Raw genomic sequence first — 18,443 nt, forward strand, 5'->3', positions numbered from 1 at the left:
TAACATCCTTACGTAAACATGCTACTAACTTCATTTGATTCAAAAAATAAAAACTTTTAAACATTATAGCACGATGTTTATAAAATGAAATATTTTTCATAATTTTAATTGATTTTTCTTTTTATAAACGTATAATTATTCCTAATAGATTGATATTTAAGGAGGATGCTTATGAATTGGCACACAAACCTGATCGTGAATGATCAGCGCTATACGTTTATTGATTTAGCAAAGGTCGCGGCTGACTTTAACGCTGAATTAAAAAGATTGCCTTACTCGATTCGCGTGTTACTAGAAAGTGTCGCCCGTCACCAAGATGAAGAGATTACTGCTGTTTACTTGGATTATTTGGTCAATTGGAACGCTGAACAGCCCACAGGCGTCGTACCTTTCAAACCCGAACGTGTCGTTTTGCAAGACTTCACTGGTGTTCCAGCGGTCGTAGACCTTGCTGCGATGCGAGACGCCATCGTTGCCTTAGGTGGGAATGCAGATACGATCAATCCTGAGATTCCCGTGACTTTGGTTGTCGATCATTCCGTCCAAGTCGATTGTGCAGGGACTCCGGAAGCAGTGGCTTTCAATACGGCGCGTGAATTTGAACGAAACCAAGAGCGCTACCAATTCTTGAAGTGGGCTCAGGGTTCATTTGACAATTTTGAAGTCGTCCCTCCAGAGACCGGTATCATCCATCAAGTAAATATTGAATCACTTTCTGATGTGATTTTGGAAAAAAAAATCGCTGGCGAGTCGTTTCTTTTTCCGGATACATTGCAAGGAACAGATTCCCATACAACGATGATCAATGGTCTCGGTGTATTGGGCTGGGGCGTTGGCGGTATCGAGGCAGAAGCAGCGATTTTGGGCGAGCCGTCATTTTTCCCGACTCCAGAAGTTATCGGTGTCTGTTTTGTGAACGAAATGCCTGCCGGTACGACCGCAACTGATTTGGCGTTGACTGTTACTGAAGTCTTGCGAAAGGAGCAAGTGGTAGGAAAATTTGTTGAATATTTCGGAACCGGTTACCAACGGTTAAGTTTAGCTGACCGTGCGACCCTTGCCAATATGGCACCAGAATATGGCGCCACTTGCGGTTTTTGTCCAATTGATGAAGAGACCCTCAACTATTTAGCTACTACGGGACGAACACCCGAATTGATCCATAAGGTTGCTGCCTACACAAAAGCCAATCATCTCTTTTATGATGCGACGGAGATACCAGACTACACCAAAACGGTCACCATCGATCTAGCCAAGATCCAGCCCGCATTGGCAGGACCAAAACGACCACAGGACCGTATCTTATTACCGGAAGTTGGCACTGATTTCGATCGTTCCCTCACGGCTGACATCGGACCAAAAGGCTTCGGTCTTTCGGAGAAGGAATGGCAAAAAAGCAGCCAAGTTAACTGGCCAAACGAGCCTTCCGAAACATTGCAGACAGGAGATATCGTACTTGCAGCTATCACTAGCTGTACGAATACGAGCAATCCCTTCGTCATGCTCTCTGCGGGATTGTTAGCAAAAAAGGCGGTAGAAAAAGGATTGACCGTGCCAAAATCGGTCAAGACTTCCTTGGCCCCTGGTTCCCAGATCGTAACCACCTATTTGACTGCCAGTGGATTATTGCCTTATCTTGAACAATTAGGCTTTTATTTAGTTGGATACGGCTGTACGACTTGTATCGGCAACTCCGGTCCATTAGAAGCACCCGTAGCAGAAGCAATCGAAAACGAAAATTTACTGGTCGCTTCTGTTTTATCTGGAAACCGCAACTTTGAAGGTCGGATCCATCCACAGATCAAAGCCAATTATTTAGCTTCTCCTCCGTTAGTCGTCGCCTATGCCATTGCTGGAACCATCCGGAAAGATTTGACGAAGGAGCCTCTAGGCGTCGTAGCAGGACAAGAAATTTATCTGACGGATATCTGGCCAAGTAACGAAGAAGTCAATGAATATATTCAAGCTTTTGTTGGACCAGAAGCGTTTCGTGCAGCTTATGCGCATCTATTCGACGCCAATGAGCGTTGGAACCGTATCGATACAACTGCCAGTGATTGTTATGCTTGGGAGGACACATCAACATATATTGCCCACCCACCCTATTTTGATTCCTTGACCAAAGAATTACCTATCCAAACAAGTTTGTCTGATTTGAAAGTGTTAGCCAAATTGGGGGATTCTGTTACGACAGACCATATTTCTCCCGCTGGTAGCATTGGATTAGATTCTCCCGCCGGCAGGTTTTTGCAAACCAAAGCTGTTCCTTACCGTGAGTTCAACTCTTTTGGTTCACGGCGAGGCAATCATCACATCATGATGCGGGGAACTTTCGGCAACATTCGTTTACAGAATCAGCTGGTTCCTGGAAGTACTGGCGGGATCACCCATTATTTTCCTACAGGGGAAACGATGTCAATCTATGACGCTGCCATGAATTATCAGAAAAACGAACAGTCTTGCATTATTTTAGCTGGTAAAGATTATGGGATGGGTTCTTCCCGAGATTGGGCAGCTAAAGGGACCCAACTTTTAGGCGTCAAAGTAGTCTTGGCAGAAAGTTTCGAACGGATTCATCGCAGCAATTTGGTCATGATGGGTGTGATTCCTCTAGAATATCTTGCTGGGCAAACTGCCGCTTCCTTGGGATTGGATGGCTCTGAATCCTTCTTTATCCAACTGCCCGAAGAACCGCAGGTCAATCAGCAGATTGATGTGACAGCCAAACGTACAGATGAAACAATGATCACCTTTCCGACTCGGCTGCGTTTCGATGCACCAGCAGATATCCGTTACTGGAAACATCAAGGAATCTTACCAATGGTCATTCGCAAAAAAATAGAAGCAGGAGGAACTAGCAATGCATTCTGAAGCGTCCTTATCTAACACTGTTCTCACAATTCCTTATATCAGTGGTGACGGCATTGGTCCAGAAATTTGGCAAGCAGCGCAACCTGTGATTGATGCGGCCGTAAAACAAGCGTATGGTCCCAAAAGAAGGATCCACTGGCAAGAAGTTTTAGCTGGTGAAAAAGCATTTAGACAAACCGGCGAATGGTTGCCGCAGTCGACTCTTACCACTATCCAAGAGGCTAAAATCGCATTGAAGGGACCATTGACCACACCAGTTGGCAAAGGATTCCGATCCCTCAATGTCACATTGCGCCAAACATTAGACCTCTATGCTTGTGTTCGGCCCGTTCGATACTTTGCCGGGGTACCTTCTCCTTTGAAGCATCCGGAAAAGACGAATATGGTGATTTTCCGTGAAAATACAGAAGATGTTTACGCAGGAATCGAATTTGCAAAAAATGATCCCCTCACGAAACAATTAATTGAGGTGCTGCAAACACAATTCAGTGTCAAAAACATTCGCTTTCCAGAAAGCAGCGCCATCGGGATCAAACCGATCTCAAAAGAGGGCAGTCAGCGGTTGATCAGCGGAGCGATCGAGTATGCTATCGCACACCACTTGCCGTCTGTCACCCTTGTTCATAAAGGGAACATCATGAAATTTACCGAAGGCGGCTTCAAAAATTGGGGCTATCAATTAGCGGAAACGAATTATGCCGATCAGTGCTTCACGATGAACCAATGGGCAACAATTAAATCTGAGCAGAATATTGAAGCGGCTCAAGCAGCACTTGCTGCTGCACAACAAGCCGGAAAAGTCATTATCAATGATGTGATCGCAGATAATTTCCTGCAACAGATTCTTTTGTACCCAGAAAAATTTTCAGTGATCGCAACTTGCAATCTCAATGGCGACTATCTTTCTGACGCATTAGCCGCTCAAGTCGGCGGAATTGGGATCGCTCCAGGTGCAAATATCAATTATGTAAGTGGTGCCGCAATCTTTGAAGCAACCCACGGTACTGCCCCCGATATCGTTGACACAGGAAAAGCCAATCCCTGCTCGTTGTTGCTCTCTGCTTGTATGCTCTTGGAATATATCCAGTGGGATGAAGCAGCAGTTCTTATTACCACAGCCATCGAGACAGCAATCAAGGAAAAGAAAGTCACAACTGACTTTGCGGCAGCTATGACTGACGCGCATTGTTTGTCTACCAAAGCGTTCGGTGACTATCTGGTCACATTGATCACTCCATAATCATTCACCGCTCTCGTTGACTTGTCATTTTAGACAACTCAACGAGGGCTTGAATTTTTTTGAGACAACTCAACGAAGGCTTGATTGTATTTCAGTTGCTAGTTCCCCTATACTGGAGACACGAAAGGAGGAGTTCACATGAATGAATTCAACATACGGCAAATCGGCCAACGGATTGCCAGCAAACGTCGAGAACTAAATATGACTCAAAGCAACTTAGCAGATCAATTATTGGTCAGTTATCAAGCTATCAGCAATTGGGAGCGAGGCAATACATTGCCTGACATCGAAAAATTGCCCCAGCTAGCAACAATTTTGCAGTTATCCATTGACGAACTATTAGGAAATAGCGGAGTTGCAGTAATGCATTACCACGAGGGAGTCGCCGATTCTCAGGAAATCACCACGTTGGCGCCGATCATTAAACCTAAAGAATTGGCAGCTGCGACTCAAGCCCAGCCTTTTGAACTTGAGTTAGTGGAGCAATTGGCACCTTTTTTGAGCAGTGAAGAATTATTTGCTTTATTGAAACCTATAACAGAACCGCTGACCGAAGAAGCACTAGAAGAATTTTTACCTTTTTTAGAGACAGATCATTTGGAACAATTGATGAAAGAGGACTATACTTTCGCTTTTCTGGAAGAAGCAGCGCCCTACTTATCTGCCACTTTCTTAGCCCAAAAAGTTGAGCAGGCTGTCTCAAACTCGCTGTCTTTGTACGAGTTGGAAGATATTGCCCCTTTTCTCGAAAAGCAAGATCTAGGACGCATTCTTCAAAAGATCCTGGCAGCGTCAGTGAATCCGGAGCAACGGTTGTCAGAGCTTGAAGACCTGCTACCTTTTCTCGATGAATCTACGTTAGTAACGCTTGTCGGATACTTTCCTGTATCCTCTGAGGTTTTTGAACTGTTTACCCCTTTTTTGGCTACAGAAACTTTGTTGCAAGCGTTGCGAAAAAAACGTTGATTTACTCTTTACTTTTCGTTAACCAAGATTTATAATTTCGTTAACCAACTATTGGATTATGTGTTAACGAAAGAAGGATACTATGAAACTACCATTGCGAGAACAAATCTATGCTGCTTTTTTTGCCATCATTATTGCTGGGCTGTCTCAACTAACCATCCCATTAGGATTGATTCCTCTGACAGGCCAAACCTTTGCTGTCGGCTTGGCGGTAACCTTTCTAGGAATGCGCACAGGGACCATGTCGATCCTTATTTACTTATTGCTGGGGTTGATCGGATTACCAGTTTTTGCCGGCGGAGCAAGTGGCATCGGCGTCTTATTCGGACCTACAGGCGGCTATCTGATTGGTTTTATCTTTAATGGACTCTTGACGGGGAAACTTTTGGAAACAGGCCGCGCCGGATATGTGAGAGGGATGTTAGCGAATATCGCTGGTGCATTAGCAACATTGTTTTTTGGTACCTTATGGTTAAAATGGAGCACCGCTATGTCTTGGACTGCTGCCATCAATGGCGGTTTTGTTCTCTTCCTTCTGCCCGGTGTGATCAAAGCCATTGCTGCGGCTTATTTAGGGATTTTCTTGCGGAAAAGATTGCAGCGGTAAAAAAAGAGAAAGTAGCAAACGTGGACTGCTTCAAGCAATAAAAAGGAATTGCCGAAAATTGCTGCTTTATTTTTTTGAAATTTCTGCTTATTTCCGAAGAAGCTACTGTTAGTCGTTTATTCGAAAAAAAGAGGGACTGTGCCATAAGTCATCATCCAACAAGTTAAACCGAATAATAGTCTGTTGCTAGGATAGATTCCTCTGACTTTTGCGACGAGGAGTCCCTGCACCGCAGGAGCAATAATCATTAATGTTCGGATAGTTTTACTTGTAGGAGACTTATGACACAGTCCCGCACGCTTTTATCTCGTAGCGAATCAATAGTTGATCCATGTGATTGCTTGCTGGAGCTCTGCTCTTAAATGGGCTGCTTTGTATTGATTGAACGCTGCTTGATTAGTTCGCAAAAGTCCCCGTAGCTTTGTTGGCTGAAAATTTTCTGTCAACTGATTTTCCAGAACAAATCGTCGGGTCAATTGCCATTCATAGTAATAGCCCAAAGGACGACAGCTATAAATCGTCTGTCCAATCACTTGATCTTCAAACCGACGATGGGTATGACCAAAGACTACTTGACGCACATTGTCCGCCTCATCAATAACTGCCCCAAATTCTGGTGAACCTAGAAACGCGTTCAAATGATTCCAACGAACATACTTCCCCGTTTGTTTGACGATAAAGGTTGCTTTCGGAACAAAATGAGTCGTTACGATGACTTCTTTATCTTGAGGGAGCCCTCGCAATGTTTGACGCAGTCTTTCATTGATCTGATGACTGATTTCCGGATCGGTTCCTGTCCGCTGAATCATACGATCATACCAAAAGAGGTGCTTGAGACGAAGGATCTCTTCTGTGCTTTGCAAGTCAGAATAGCCGTAGTCATACCAGCCATTGACACCTAACAAGAGTGTTTTTTCCGATAAAGCGACTGTTTGAAAGTTCAAGAAAGCTGGATCAGGATAGGTTTCGATCAATGATTCTGATAAATCAGCCATTTCATGATTGCCCCAATGAAAGGTAGTAGGCAGCTGTCTTTGAAAGAAATCAATGACGGTCATCGCTGCTGTCTCTTTGTTTGCAATATCTCCAGCTAGATGCAAGTGCGTCGCTTGATTGGCGTCTAGCAATTCGGCTATCAGCTGCAAGTCTGTTGCACTGAAATGATTGATATCGACATGCAAATCGCTGATAACGGCTAATTTCCCCATATCAGTTTCCTGCCACCTTTTTGTCCATGCGCAACAGTTGAACGTTAGATGCCAGCAGACCGCTGTCACTAGTCAACTGCAAGCGCTGATAGTCAGGATCGACCACCAAGCGTGTCCGCTCTTCTAAATACATTGCTGCGCCTTGTTTTAACCAAACTGTTCCAATTGCTGTATCCAGCTTCGTATCATAGATAGACAATCCTTCTTCTGGATAATCTGCTGGTACGAGGATCAAGCGAAAACTAATATCTAACCGGCAAGAGATCGCCGTAGCCGGAAAAGGTCCCACACCATCTTCAAAATCTAGATAAATTCGATCTCCCTCCTGTTTGACTTCTGAGATTTTTGCTACTGCTGCTGCATCCATATCAATCGTTATTTCCATAGCGATTCTCCTTTACATGATTCGTTTTTGCCACTCGTCTCGGGTAATTCCCCGCATCACTTCGTCCACTACTTGCCCACGAAATCTTCGCGCAGCCGGAATCTGTGCTTCCACTTTCATGCCAATTTTTTCCATCACGCGACCAGATCGATGATTTCGCTGATCGTGCAGTGCATAAATACGAACAAGCGCTAATTTTTCAAAACCCAAAGACAAAAGCATCCGAGCAGCTTCCGGTACGATCCCTTGCCCCCAGAAAGCTTTATTCAAGGTATAGCCTAGTTCTGCCACTTCCTTTAGCGGGTCCACCCGCAAGCCGATCGTTCCGATCATATTGCCCCTCATTTTCTCTTCAATAGCAAATTTACCTAATGGCGCCGCTAAAAAATACGTTGCAATGGCGATTTTTGTATCCACAAGTGATTGATGCCTCGGAAAAACAAACTCCGTCGTTTCTTCATCACTTGCGTATTCGAATAAATCATTGGCATCTGCCATCGTCACAGGACGCAACCATAATCGTGGTGTCTCGATTCGTTGATTTTCTGCTAAAATCAATAAGTGGTTCTTTTGGATTTCCATGTTTTCACCAGCTTTCTTTCTGATCTTTTTTAGTCTTTCTTATGACCTCACTGAAATAGCTAAATGTTTCTAATAATCGACGCTCCCTTTTTTGTGCTATAATATAAAGCAAGAAAACGCTTAGGAGGATTTTCAATGTCCGATGAATTGGAGAAACGCCTAGATACAGGAATGTACGGGACACCTCGTGTTAATCCAGATGAACAAAGAAAATACTTGGGAACGTTTCGTGAACGTTGTTATCTAAGTATGACGGTAGCAGAAATGAAGAAAAAGGACAACCAAGAAACGTTACAGTCGGTTCTCCCTAACTATCAAGGGGCACTGATCTTGATCAACGGAAAATTGCCCGAAACGCTTCAGACGACCTTTATTTCATTGATTACGAAACAACAGCTCGATTTTCGAGTGGTGACTGACGCCCAGACTGCTGATCCTGACAGTATCGGTTTACTGATCGTTGCCAATGAGGCAGTGAATGAAGAGGTAATCGATATCGAAGAAAAGTATCCTCAAAAGACAAAATCATCTTCCGAAGAAGATCCCATCAAAGAAAAAAAACCATTCTGGGAACGATTCTTCCGCTAAACAAACCAACGGATCAATTACTAGTGATCCTTCACTAGTACGAACAGCAAAAGAAGTTGTATTAGAAATGGTCAGCTTTAAGATATTTCGGCTTATTTCCGAAGAAGCTACTTCTAACCATTTATTCTAAAAAAAGGAACAGTGACAAAAGCCTTGTCACTGTTCCTTTTTCAACTTCTGACTGTTAAGCGGCTGTTAAAATCGTTCCGGAAAAAGCAGCTTGAGGACAGACATGGTTAAGCGGCGGCTTTGTCCTTGGTACGGGTAAATATGCATATGCATAGCGGGATTGAAGTTTGCTTCAATAATGCCGTATGCTCCCGGATCCTCCGCGGGCTTTTCCTTGTCAGGAATAATCAAATCAATCCCACTGATTCGTGCCTGTAATGCGGTCACGGCATCTGCAGCGATTTTTTTGTAGTCATCATTAAATTGATCGGTGACATCGATCGAATCGCCGCCCGTGCTGATATTGGAATTTTCCCGCAAGTAAACGATTTGTCCTTTTTCTGGGACAGAATCTATGTGATAGCCTTGCTCTTTCAACATCAACTGTTCCAATTCACCTAATTGGATCTTCTCCAACGGTGTCCGATGGTGGGTCCCCCGTAATGGATCGGTATTTTTCTCTGCAACTAATTCCTTGATCGTGCGCCGACCATCTCCTATTACATTTGCCGGTATTCGTAGCAAAATTGCTTCAACTTGACCATCGATCACAAAGAAACGATACTCTGTTCCAGCAAGGAATGCTTCAACTAAAATCGACTGGTCTTCAGCAAAAGCTAAACGGACAGCAGCTTGATAGTCCTCCAACGAAGCGCCATCCTTAAAGATCGAGATTCCCACGCCATAGTTGGTTGTTTTGGGTTTGACGACAAAACCTCTGTCAGCAAATTGCGGGTAAGCAGCAAGCGCCTTTTCTACAGTGGCGAATTCTGCTCCTGCAGGAACCCGAAAACCATTCTCAGCTAAAATCTTTTTTGTGACCGTTTTATTGGCCATGATCAAAGGAACGATATAACGATCCTTACTTGTCATATTAGCGTTTTTGACATATTCAACATGTTCATCGATCGATAATTTCAAGAACTGATCAGATTCATCCAACACTTCCACCTTGATTCCCTTTTGAATCGCATCGAACATCAAAATTTGTGTTGACAGTTCCATGTTGGTGAAGCCTGCTAACTGATAAGGTTTTTCCCAAGCAACTTGATGATAGGATACTCCTAGTTCAGTTGCCACTTGAGCCTGACTTGACCTTTGGCTGGCTTGATATAAACGACCGGCAAAAGTTTTGCCGGGATCTTCCAACATTGGCAGCAGTTGATCCAGTAAAGGCATTGTCGGCAGACTGATTTCCTTTGCAAAAGCGATCAATTCTTCCGCAACTACTTTAGCTTCTTCAAGATAGATCGTTTGATTCAATGGGTGTTCCAATGCCACTTGATTGTTTTTGCGATTTCCTTCTTCGACCCAAGCATCGGCATCAGCGCCCTCCTCTTTCGTTGCTAAGTATAACAAGAAAAGGTGCAGAAATTTCACTTGATCTTGCGAAATACCATACATTTCAAAGGGATTGATATCAATATTGCGTAATTCAATGTAACGAATTCCCGCTGTTGCTAAGTCGGCAACCTTTTGCCCCCCTCGCAGGCGAACTGGTGCATAAAACTCTTTTTCCTCAGATAGTTTGCCAGTTTCTACCAGCTCAGCGATATCCGCCAGATAGGTCTCAAGAGAGGCATAAGACACGTTGACATCGGTATGATTCGTGTAGCCATAGCGGCTGTTACGAATGCTGCGGACAGGTTCTTGCGGTCCAGAACCCGCCATAAAATAATTGGCTTCCGTTTGCGGCGTTGCTCCAAAGAAATAAGTCAAAAACCAGCGGTAATGCAAGTAATTTCGGGTAACTTTCAAGTAAAGTTCTGTTTTAAACCTACGATAATCTGTTTCTGACGACTTGGTAAATAACTTTCTTAAAAAATCATCCCCAAATTCAAAATTGAAGTGGATGCCGCTGACCATTTGCTTACGACGCCCATACGTCCTTGCCAAAAACCGACGATAAAGAACATCTTCAAAACGATCCAGCTTTGCGATCACGATATCCTCTTCTTTTTCCGGCAACGCAGGCGGCATACTTAATGGCCAAAGCATCTCCTCAGGTGCCATCGAACGATAAGCAACATCATGGATCGCAGCCAGATAACGAAATAGTTCCTCTGAGCTTTCCGCGACTGGCGTGATCAATTCCAACTGATTTTCAGCAAAATCGGTTTGTATGTACGGATGAAAACTACGATTGCCTAATGCTTCAGGATGATCTGTCCCAGCAAAACTTCCGTCTAAACGTGCACGCTGCGCCTCACGTTCGATCCCATAACGCCCATCAAATAAGTAGGGACGCAGTTCTTCTTGTATAAAAAGTGATTTTAGTGTCATATCATTGCCCTCTTTGTCTTAGATTCTTCCTTATTATAGTCAATAATCCAGCAGAAAAAAATGAAATTGTGCGATTCTCTTTGCTAGTTTTTTAAAAATTACCAAGTTTTTACAAATTACTTGAATAAATTTGATATTTGACCTCTAAATAAAGTATACTTACTATATAATAGTAAATTATTATGTCAATATTACAACTTTTTTGAAAGGAAGAATAGTGAATGAAACCACTCAATCTTACCAAACGCGAACGTCAGATCATGAATATCTTCTGGAATGCTGAAAAACCTTTGTCTGCAAATGACATTGCGGTTCAACAACAGGACTTAAGTAAAAACACGATCCAAGCCGTTGTCAGAAAATTAAAGAACCATGATTTATTGAAAGTAGCTGACATCGGCTACAGCGGTACTGTCTTGACCCGCTTGTATTCTCCAAATGTTTCTCAAGAAGATTTTCTAGCTGCCGAACTCTCTGAACAATCGTTGCTGAATCTAGTCTCGAATTTCATTGAAAACAGTGAGGATGCCGAGACATTGAATGATTTGGAAAAAATCATCAAAGAGCGGCAAGCACAGCTAAAAAACTGATTTCTGAAACAAGTTGTTCTTGTTCACAGAGAAATGTCCACGCTGAACATTTCTGACAAGACAAGGAATCTTTCTTGGAATGATTTCAATTTCAGGAACAGCAGCTACATCCTTTTAGCTGCTGATGGGGAGGTTTTGTGAACCAGAAGTCACACGTCATCTGTTACGTATTCTGCTGTGGTACTTCATGTACATCGCAGCTGTCAAACGTATGCCTATAAAGTTTATTTCCATAACCGAGGAGCTTTATGCAAGTTCCTTAACAAAAAATATCCGAACTACTACTGATTACTCCTACCGTTAACGCCATCGCGAGATGATGAAGAGGAATAATCAAACATAGTTCGGATATTTTTGTCTTATTTCAAGCGATGAACAGCATCAACCTTCGTTGATGAGACCTTTAAATAGCCCAACAACAAACTCATTTGGATCAAACGGCTCAAGGTCGTTGATTCCTTCCCCTAATCCGACCAATTTAACCGGTAAACGCAATTCATTGCGAATCGCTAAAACGATCCCACCTTTGGCAGTTCCATCTAATTTCGTCAAGACCAATCCTGTAACATCCGTGGTTTCTTTGAATTGTTTGGCTTGGTTCATCGCATTCTGACCAGTCGTCGCATCTAACACGAGCAACACTTCATGAGGCGCATTCGGCTCTACTCGTTGAATGATCCGTTTGATTTTCTCTAACTCATTCATCAAATTGACTTTATTTTGCAAACGACCAGCGGTATCAACTAATAGAACATCTGCTTGCTCTGCTTTCGCTCGTTCCATCGCATCAAATACGACGGCTGCCGGATCACCACCAGCTTTCCCTCGAACGACTTCCACACCTGCTCGATCCCCCCAAACGACGAGCTGATCGATTGCTCCAGCTCGAAAGGTATCCGCAGCTGCCAACAACACTTTCTTGCCTTCTGATTTGAATTGATGCGCCAGTTTTCCAATGCTGGTGGTTTTACCGACGCCATTCACACCGACAAATAAAATGACGGTCAATCCAGGTTGCATATTTAGTTCGTTGACTTCGTCGACACCTGCTTCACCGTAAAGATCGACTAGTTTTTCAATAATAACATTTTGAACCTCTGCCGGCTTCTTGACATTTCGCAACTTGACCTCTTGACGCAGTGCATCCGTGATCTTGATCGCTGCATCAAAGCCTACATCGGCTCCAATCAATGTCTCTTCGACTTCTTCAAAAAAATCTTCGTCTACAGAGCGAAAATTCGCGAACAGCTCATTGAGTCGTTGCCCGAAAGTTTTGCGAGATTTCGATAGTCCCTTCGTGTACTTATCTTGTACATCCTCTTTGTGAACCGCTGTTGGCTGAGGTTGTACTTCAGGTTTTTTTACCGTTTCACTAGGTGTCACGACGTCGAATGGTTCAGCTGATTTCAGATCTTGTGCTCCTTCTGATGATGAAGTATCAGCCGCGGACTCCTCTGTTTCTGTTGGCTGCAACGCGGAATCGGTAGTAGTTTCTGGACGAGAATCCAGTGTTGGTTCCGTCGATTCTACTGTTTGTTCTTGTGCGGAATGGTCATCTGCGACGGATGACTCATCGACAGATGACTCTGGAGATTCAACTGGTTCCTCTACTTCGCCTTGCACTTTGTCTTGCTCTTTTGATTCACCAATCAAAGCTTTTTTAATTTTGTCAAAAAATCCCATTTCAAACGCCTCCTTTCAAAACATATTTTTCGATGACAGTTGCTACACCGTCTGCTTCATTCGAATCTGTTACCACATCTGCGGCTTCCTTGATTAAAGGCACGGCATTAGCCATCGCTACACCGAGTCCTGCATAGCGAATCATCGGCAGATCATTTTCTTCATCTCCGATCGCCATGACTTCATCGATAGTGATACCTAAATCCCGAGCCAGCAATTCAATCCCATAGGCTTTCGTAATTCCTTTAGGCATAAATTCCAGCAAATTATTCCGAGTTTTGATTACTTCATATTTCTCTCTGATTGCTGAAGGAATTGCCAAAATCTTCGGATCCAGTACTTCTTGATGATAAGCAATCACAGCTTTATTATAGAGTTTCGACTCATCCAGAGCTTCTATCGCATACGGGCGGCAATCCAGCAATGGATTCAGCGAACCATAGATCGACTGATTCGTTGCTGAAGTCGGCAAGCACAAAACGATTTCTTCGGATACGACATCCAGCGGCAAATCCAGTTCTGCTGCGACAGCAACCAATTCATGAATATCAGCCAATTGCAAAGCGGCTTTTTCCATGATTTCTCCCGTATCGTTTTTTTGCACCAGACCACCATTAAAAGTAATGCTATAGTCCCCTGATTCATTCAATGACAACTCTTCTAAATAAGGACGAATTGCCCGTAAAGGACGACCTGTGCAAAGGACGATTTTTACTCCTTGTGCTTTTGCTTGGGCAAGAACTTCTTTATTTTTTTGCGATACTTGTTTCTTTCCATCCAGCAAGGTACCGTCTAAATCAATTGCGACTAATTTGATCATTTTGCTACTCCTTCTTGATCTGCGACAAAATTTCCGCCTTCTTTGACATCTTCCAAACGCACAGAAACGGTCTTAGATACACCGGATTCCTGCATCGTCACGCCATACAACACATCTGCCGCTTCCATGGTCCCTTTGCGATGTGTGACAACGATGAACTGTGTATCATTTTGGAAGTCGCTTAAATAATGGCCAAAGCGTGATACATTGGCTTCGTCTAAAGCAGCTTCAACTTCATCCAGCACACAAAACGGGACGGGACGGACTTGAATGATCGAAAACAGCAGTGCGATGGCTGTCAGCGCTCGTTCGCCTCCAGAAAGTAGACTCAAGTTTTGCAGCTTTTTACCTGGTGGTTGGGCTTCGATCTCAATACCAGTATTTAGTAAGTCCTTTGGATCTGTCAAAATCAATTCCGCATGTCCCCCGCCGAACATATTGGGGAAAACTTGCTTGAACTGCAGACGAATCGCATCAAAAATCTCACCGAAACGTGTTTTGACTTCTTCATCCATCTCGGACATTGTATCGAATAATTGTGCTTTTGCAGAAAGCAGATCATCTCTTTGACTGGTCAAGAAGCTGTGACGCTGTTCCACTTGATCATATTGCTCGATAGCATTCAAATTGACTGGTCCAATCGCATCGATTTTTCCTTTTAGATCTTGGATTTCTCGTTTTGCAGCTTCCGGGTCATCGATTGCTGGATAGTCATTGGCCGCTTTTTCAAAGCTCAATGCATATTCTTCCTGCAAGTAAGCCAACCGATTATCCATCACCAAATCCGCGCGGTTTTTCTCAATTTCTACATTGGTCTTTTCGGATAGTTTTTCTTTTTGTTGCAAGTTTGCCAAACTGAGAGCTTCATCCAACTGTCCAATTTCCTGTTGGACGATTTGTCTTTGTTGCCGAATGTCCGCCAATTCTTGTGTCAGTGTTATTTTTCGTTGAGTAAAATCACTGATTTGCTGATCCAGGCTTTCTTCCGAAATTTCATGGTCACTCACATTCGAATTGATTGCTGCTAACTGCCGTTCTAGCGACTGTTGGCGTGCTTCATTCTCCGCTAACGCTTCCGCATTCGCAGCAATTTTTTGTCTTAAATGTTCCACTTGTTCTTTTTGAACAGCAAAATCAGCTTGTAATTGGGCGGCTGTCGCTGCTAACTGGCTTCTTTTTGCTTCGATTAAATCTTCTTCTGCATTCATGCTTTGAATGTCGTGATCGATTTTTTTCAGCTGCTGCGCAATGGTTTGCTGTTCCGATTCCAACCGAGTCTTCTTCTCGTTATACTCTTCAAAAAAGGCCTGAATCTCGCGATTTTCAAAGTCAAAGACTTGCTGCTCTTTTCTCAACCGTTCCAACTCGTTGGTGAGGTTTTGCAGTTGATTTTTTAGTTCGTGTTCCGTCATTCGAGCCGTTTCACCGGTGGTTCGCAGCTCTTCCAAGGCTGCTTGAGCATCTTTTGTCACCGTTTCGAAGTGCTGCACTTGTTTCTCTGTTTTTTGCAGGCGTTCATCCAATTGAACGGCTTGAGCCGTTAATTGCTGCAACTCATTGCTTTGACTAAATAGGCTGCCGGCATTTTTCTTCGTCGCTCCACCGGTCATCGAACCCCCGGCATTCATCACGTCGCCTTCCAGTGAAACGACACGATAGCTATAGTTCAGCGCTTTAGCTAATGCATTAGCACTTGTCAGATCTTCTGCGATGACGATACTTCCCAATAGATTTTCGGCAATGTTTTTTACATCTTCATTGAAACGCACCAGCTCACTAGCAACGCCGATAAATCCTGGTACTTGTTGTGCTTGAGAAACAGCATAACTAGGTAATTGGCGAGACTTGATTGTCGTCAACGGCAAGAATGTGGCCCGACCACCACGATTTTGTTTCAAATAGGTAATCGCTGCTCTGGCATCACGTTCGGTTTCTACTACTACGTGCTGGGCAGAAGCGCCCAGTGCTGTTTCGATAGCAACTGTATATTCTTCTGGTACTTCGATCAATTCTGCAACAGCACCCACGACACCGGTTAGCTGCTGCTTATTTTTTAGAACTAGTCTGACGCCTTGATAAAAGCCAGCATAGTTTTCTTGGATATCCTGTAAACTCCGTTGTTTTGCCCGCACTTGTTGGACTTGGTTCATTAACTGATACATTTTTTTCTGTGCATCATCAAATTTTTCTTTGTTCTCTTTGGCTTTCTCTTGTAAATGGATATATTGCTTCCGCTGTTCGTCCAACTGTTGCTGCACGGCTTGCAAGCGTTCATTAACGATTTCTGCGGCTGTCGCTTTTTCTTTGATCGCTGTCGACAGTTCTGTCTGCTTCGTAACGGCTGTTTGATTTTTTGCCGATTCTTGCTGGTATTGGCGCTCAAGATATTTGAGCTCATTGCCGACCGTTGCTTGCTCCTGCATTGCTTCAACATATTGACTGCGTAATTCTTCGATGATCTCTTTGGCCGATTTCTGATACTTTTCTTGTTCCGCTCGACAATCAGCAATCGCTACTTCTGCCTCTTGGACACTGCGATTCTTTTGCGACAGTTCATGAATCAATTCAGCTTTTTCGTCATTCAACTGTTGGAGGCGTTCACTGACGGCATCCAAGGTCTCTTGATATTCTGCTGTGCTTTTTTGCGTATGCTTGGAGCGCTCCAACAGTACTTCTTTTTGGCCTTCGGCTTGCTTCAGCCCTTCCGTTACTTGCAACAGCTGCTGATTGAGCTGCTCCAATGATTCATCGAAGGCTGCTCGACGCTGCCGCAATTGCTGCACACTGCGTTCATCGGTATTGATTTGCTGCGTGATTTCAGCCAACTGATGATTTAATAGTTCCAGCTGTTCTGTAGCTGTTTCCCACGCCCGTTTGGCTGTCTGGATCTCCATGACAGAAAAAGCCACGTCTACTTCCGTTAATTTTTCCTTCAATGACAAAAATTGTTTGGCCGCTTCACTTTGAGCAGCTAACGGAATCAATTGATCCTCTAACTCATAAATAATATCTTGTAGACGGTTAAGGTTGTCTTCTGTTTCAAACAATTTCTGTTCTGCTTTTTTCTTACGCTGTTTGTATTTCAAAACACCGGCAGCTTCTTCAAAAATACCGCGACGATCTTCTGGTTTGCTGCTGAAAATCGCTTCGACTTTCCCTTGAGAAATAATCGAAAATGATTCTTTTCCTAGCCCGGAATCCATAAAGAGTTCCTGGACATCTCGCAGGCGGCAACTTTGTTTGTTCAAATAAAAGTCGCTTTCACCGGTTCTCCTTAACCGGCGAGTCACACTGATCTCACTGTAATCCATTGGTAAATAGTGATCGGTATTATCTAAAATAATCGTTACTTCCGCTACATTTAATGGCTTGCGAGTGTCAGATCCTGCAAAAATGATATCAGGCATCTTGCCACCACGCAGGCTTTTGGCAGACTGTTCTCCTAAAACCCAACGAATCGCTTCAGTAATATTGCTCTTGCCGCTGCCATTTGGTCCTACGACCGCAGTCACACTATTTTCAAAATCAATGATCGTGCGGTCTGCAAAGGATTTGAAACCGGCAATCTCTATTCGTTTTAAATACACTCCGCCATTCCTTTCTTATTGATCAAGACTTGCTAAGGCATTTTCTGCCGCTGCTTGCTCTGATAATTTCTTTGATTTTCCTTGCCCCTCGCCAATCAGCACATCGTCACAATAGACTTCTGTCCAAAAGATTCGTTCGTGGGCAGGACCTTCTTCTTTCGTTAAACGATAGTTGATGGACACATCGCCAGATCGCTGCAAGACTTCCTGCAATCGGGTCTTGTGATCCATCTCATGGGAAAAAGCACCTGCTTTTACTTTTGGAAAAACAACAGCCGTCAAGAAACCGTCGACGCTCTCCAAACCTTGATCCAAGTACAACGCACCTAAAAAAGCTTCAAAAAGATCGCATAACAATGAGGGACGCTTACGTCCGCCAGAGTTTTCCTCTCCTTTGCCTAACCGAATATATTGATCAAAACGGCAATCTTTGGCAAACATTGATAAGCTATCTTCGCGAACGATTGCTGCCCGCAGCTTTGTCAACTTCCCTTCAGGAAGGTCCGGCAGTTCACGGTACAAATACCGTGAGACGATCAATTCTAAAACAGCATCTCCTAGAAATTCTAGGCGCTCATTATCGGATAGGTGCAAATTGCGATGCTCATTCACATAAGATGAATGCGTAAACGCTTGTTCGAGTAAATCTACATCATGGAAGACAATGCCGTAATCCTCTTTTAATTCGTTCATTAGCTGTGTATTCATTTGCCACATTCCTTCATTAGTTTATCGACACTTCCCTATTATACTGGTTTTTGGCTAATTATGAAATGTTTCGTCCAAAAACTTGAAGCCTCCATAAAAAAATTTTAACCGTTTATTCTCCTGCTCTTTGTTTCCATGACTGATTCATTGTTTTTTA

At 43.5% G+C, this 18,443-nt stretch carries 14 protein-coding genes; 6 read left to right on the plus strand and 8 right to left on the minus strand.

All coding sequences use genetic code 11. From position 1 onward, the window contains the following. Nucleotides 1-171 precede the first annotated feature (171 nt). From acnA to EGX73_RS03710, 4 genes are all read left to right on the plus strand, one after another. A complete protein-coding gene (acnA, locus tag EGX73_RS03695; RefSeq protein ID WP_123866739.1) occupies nt 172-2,871 on the plus strand; it encodes an aconitate hydratase AcnA in 2,700 nt (899 codons plus the stop codon). After that, nucleotides 2,861-4,111, plus strand: coding sequence for an NADP-dependent isocitrate dehydrogenase (icd, locus tag EGX73_RS03700; protein ID WP_003128073.1), 1,251 nt, complete (start codon nt 2,861-2,863; stop codon nt 4,109-4,111). The genes acnA and icd overlap by 11 nt, the downstream gene beginning before the upstream one ends. Nucleotides 4,112-4,249: 138 nt before the next feature. Then, nucleotides 4,250-5,077, plus strand: coding sequence for a helix-turn-helix transcriptional regulator (locus tag EGX73_RS03705; RefSeq protein ID WP_123866740.1), 828 nt, complete (start codon nt 4,250-4,252; stop codon nt 5,075-5,077). Between the two features lie 82 nt (nt 5,078-5,159). Beyond that, a complete protein-coding gene (locus tag EGX73_RS03710; RefSeq protein WP_003128071.1) occupies nt 5,160-5,684 on the plus strand; it encodes a biotin transporter BioY in 525 nt (174 codons plus the stop codon). Between the two features lie 317 nt (nt 5,685-6,001). Here EGX73_RS03710 and EGX73_RS03715 read toward each other — a convergent pair whose 3' ends face one another. From EGX73_RS03715 to EGX73_RS03725, 3 genes are read right to left on the minus strand one after another with little or no spacing between them, the layout of a single operon-like run. Then, nucleotides 6,002-6,892 (minus strand): metallophosphoesterase, encoded by an 891-nt coding sequence (locus EGX73_RS03715; RefSeq protein WP_003128069.1) that lies wholly within the window; start codon nt 6,890-6,892, stop codon nt 6,002-6,004. Nucleotide 6,893: 1 nt separating this feature from the next. Continuing rightward, nucleotides 6,894-7,277: an iron-sulfur cluster biosynthesis family protein gene (locus EGX73_RS03720; RefSeq protein WP_003128068.1), complete on the minus strand. Its 384-nt coding sequence runs from the start codon at nt 7,275-7,277 to the stop codon at nt 6,894-6,896. 12 nt (nt 7,278-7,289) lie between these two features. Beyond that, nucleotides 7,290-7,859, minus strand: coding sequence for a GNAT family N-acetyltransferase (locus tag EGX73_RS03725; RefSeq protein ID WP_123866741.1), 570 nt, complete (start codon nt 7,857-7,859; stop codon nt 7,290-7,292). Nucleotides 7,860-7,994: 135 nt separating this feature from the next. Here EGX73_RS03725 and EGX73_RS03730 point away from each other — a divergent pair, with 135 nt between their 5' ends. Next, nucleotides 7,995-8,447, plus strand: a complete 453-nt coding sequence (locus tag EGX73_RS03730; RefSeq protein WP_041119905.1) for a YueI family protein — start codon at nt 7,995-7,997, stop codon at nt 8,445-8,447. Nucleotides 8,448-8,642: 195 nt separating this feature from the next. On the opposite strand, the gene gshAB is transcribed toward EGX73_RS03730, so the two are convergent. Further along, complete coding sequence (gshAB, locus tag EGX73_RS03735) at nt 8,643-10,898, minus strand: bifunctional glutamate--cysteine ligase GshA/glutathione synthetase GshB (protein ID WP_003128065.1); 2,256 nt, start codon at nt 10,896-10,898, stop codon at nt 8,643-8,645. Between the two features lie 221 nt (nt 10,899-11,119). On the opposite strand from gshAB, the gene EGX73_RS03740 reads away from it, so the two are divergent. Further along, on the plus strand, nt 11,120-11,488 hold the full coding sequence (locus EGX73_RS03740; RefSeq protein WP_003128064.1) for a BlaI/MecI/CopY family transcriptional regulator: 369 nt from the start codon (nt 11,120-11,122) through the stop codon (nt 11,486-11,488). A 381-nt stretch (nt 11,489-11,869) separates the two neighbouring features. On the opposite strand, the gene ftsY is transcribed toward EGX73_RS03740, so the two are convergent. Genes ftsY through rnc form a run of 4 tightly spaced genes read right to left on the minus strand, consistent with a single transcriptional unit; the run spans nt 11,870 to nt 18,286 of the window. Continuing rightward, nucleotides 11,870-13,171 (minus strand): signal recognition particle-docking protein FtsY, encoded by a 1,302-nt coding sequence (gene ftsY, locus EGX73_RS03745; RefSeq protein WP_060813268.1) that lies wholly within the window; start codon nt 13,169-13,171, stop codon nt 11,870-11,872. A gap of 1 nt (nt 13,172) precedes the next feature. Further along, nucleotides 13,173-13,991, minus strand: coding sequence for a Cof-type HAD-IIB family hydrolase (locus tag EGX73_RS03750; protein WP_003128060.1), 819 nt, complete (start codon nt 13,989-13,991; stop codon nt 13,173-13,175). Next, entirely contained in the window at nt 13,988-17,578 is a 3,591-nt protein-coding gene (smc, locus tag EGX73_RS03755) for a chromosome segregation protein SMC (protein WP_005470043.1), read from the minus strand. The genes EGX73_RS03750 and smc overlap by 4 nt, the downstream gene beginning before the upstream one ends. 15 nt (nt 17,579-17,593) lie before the next feature. Then, on the minus strand, nt 17,594-18,286 hold the full coding sequence (gene rnc, locus EGX73_RS03760) for a ribonuclease III (RefSeq protein WP_003128057.1): 693 nt from the start codon (nt 18,284-18,286) through the stop codon (nt 17,594-17,596). Between the last annotated feature and the right edge of the window lie 157 nt (nt 18,287-18,443).

It is taken from the genome of Enterococcus sp. FDAARGOS_553 (genome assembly GCF_003812305.1).
Classification (GTDB): Bacteria; Bacillota; Bacilli; order Lactobacillales; family Enterococcaceae; genus Enterococcus_D; species Enterococcus_D gallinarum.

Coding starts and splice junctions, on each gene's coding strand:
- acnA (WP_123866739.1), top strand. CDS start 172: ATGAATTGGCACACAAACCTGATCGTGAATGATCAGCGCTATACGTTT.
- icd (WP_003128073.1), top strand. CDS start 2,861: ATGCATTCTGAAGCGTCCTTATCTAACACTGTTCTCACAATTCCTTAT.
- EGX73_RS03705 (WP_123866740.1), top strand. CDS start 4,250: ATGAATGAATTCAACATACGGCAAATCGGCCAACGGATTGCCAGCAAA.
- EGX73_RS03710 (WP_003128071.1), top strand. CDS start 5,160: ATGAAACTACCATTGCGAGAACAAATCTATGCTGCTTTTTTTGCCATC.
- EGX73_RS03715 (WP_003128069.1), bottom strand. CDS start 6,892: ATGGGGAAATTAGCCGTTATCAGCGATTTGCATGTCGATATCAATCAT.
- EGX73_RS03720 (WP_003128068.1), bottom strand. CDS start 7,277: ATGGAAATAACGATTGATATGGATGCAGCAGCAGTAGCAAAAATCTCA.
- EGX73_RS03725 (WP_123866741.1), bottom strand. CDS start 7,859: ATGGAAATCCAAAAGAACCACTTATTGATTTTAGCAGAAAATCAACGA.
- EGX73_RS03730 (WP_041119905.1), top strand. CDS start 7,995: ATGTCCGATGAATTGGAGAAACGCCTAGATACAGGAATGTACGGGACA.
- gshAB (WP_003128065.1), bottom strand. CDS start 10,898: ATGACACTAAAATCACTTTTTATACAAGAAGAACTGCGTCCCTACTTA.
- EGX73_RS03740 (WP_003128064.1), top strand. CDS start 11,120: ATGAAACCACTCAATCTTACCAAACGCGAACGTCAGATCATGAATATC.
- ftsY (WP_060813268.1), bottom strand. CDS start 13,171: ATGGGATTTTTTGACAAAATTAAAAAAGCTTTGATTGGTGAATCAAAA.
- EGX73_RS03750 (WP_003128060.1), bottom strand. CDS start 13,991: ATGATCAAATTAGTCGCAATTGATTTAGACGGTACCTTGCTGGATGGA.
- rnc (WP_003128057.1), bottom strand. CDS start 18,286: ATGAATACACAGCTAATGAACGAATTAAAAGAGGATTACGGCATTGTC.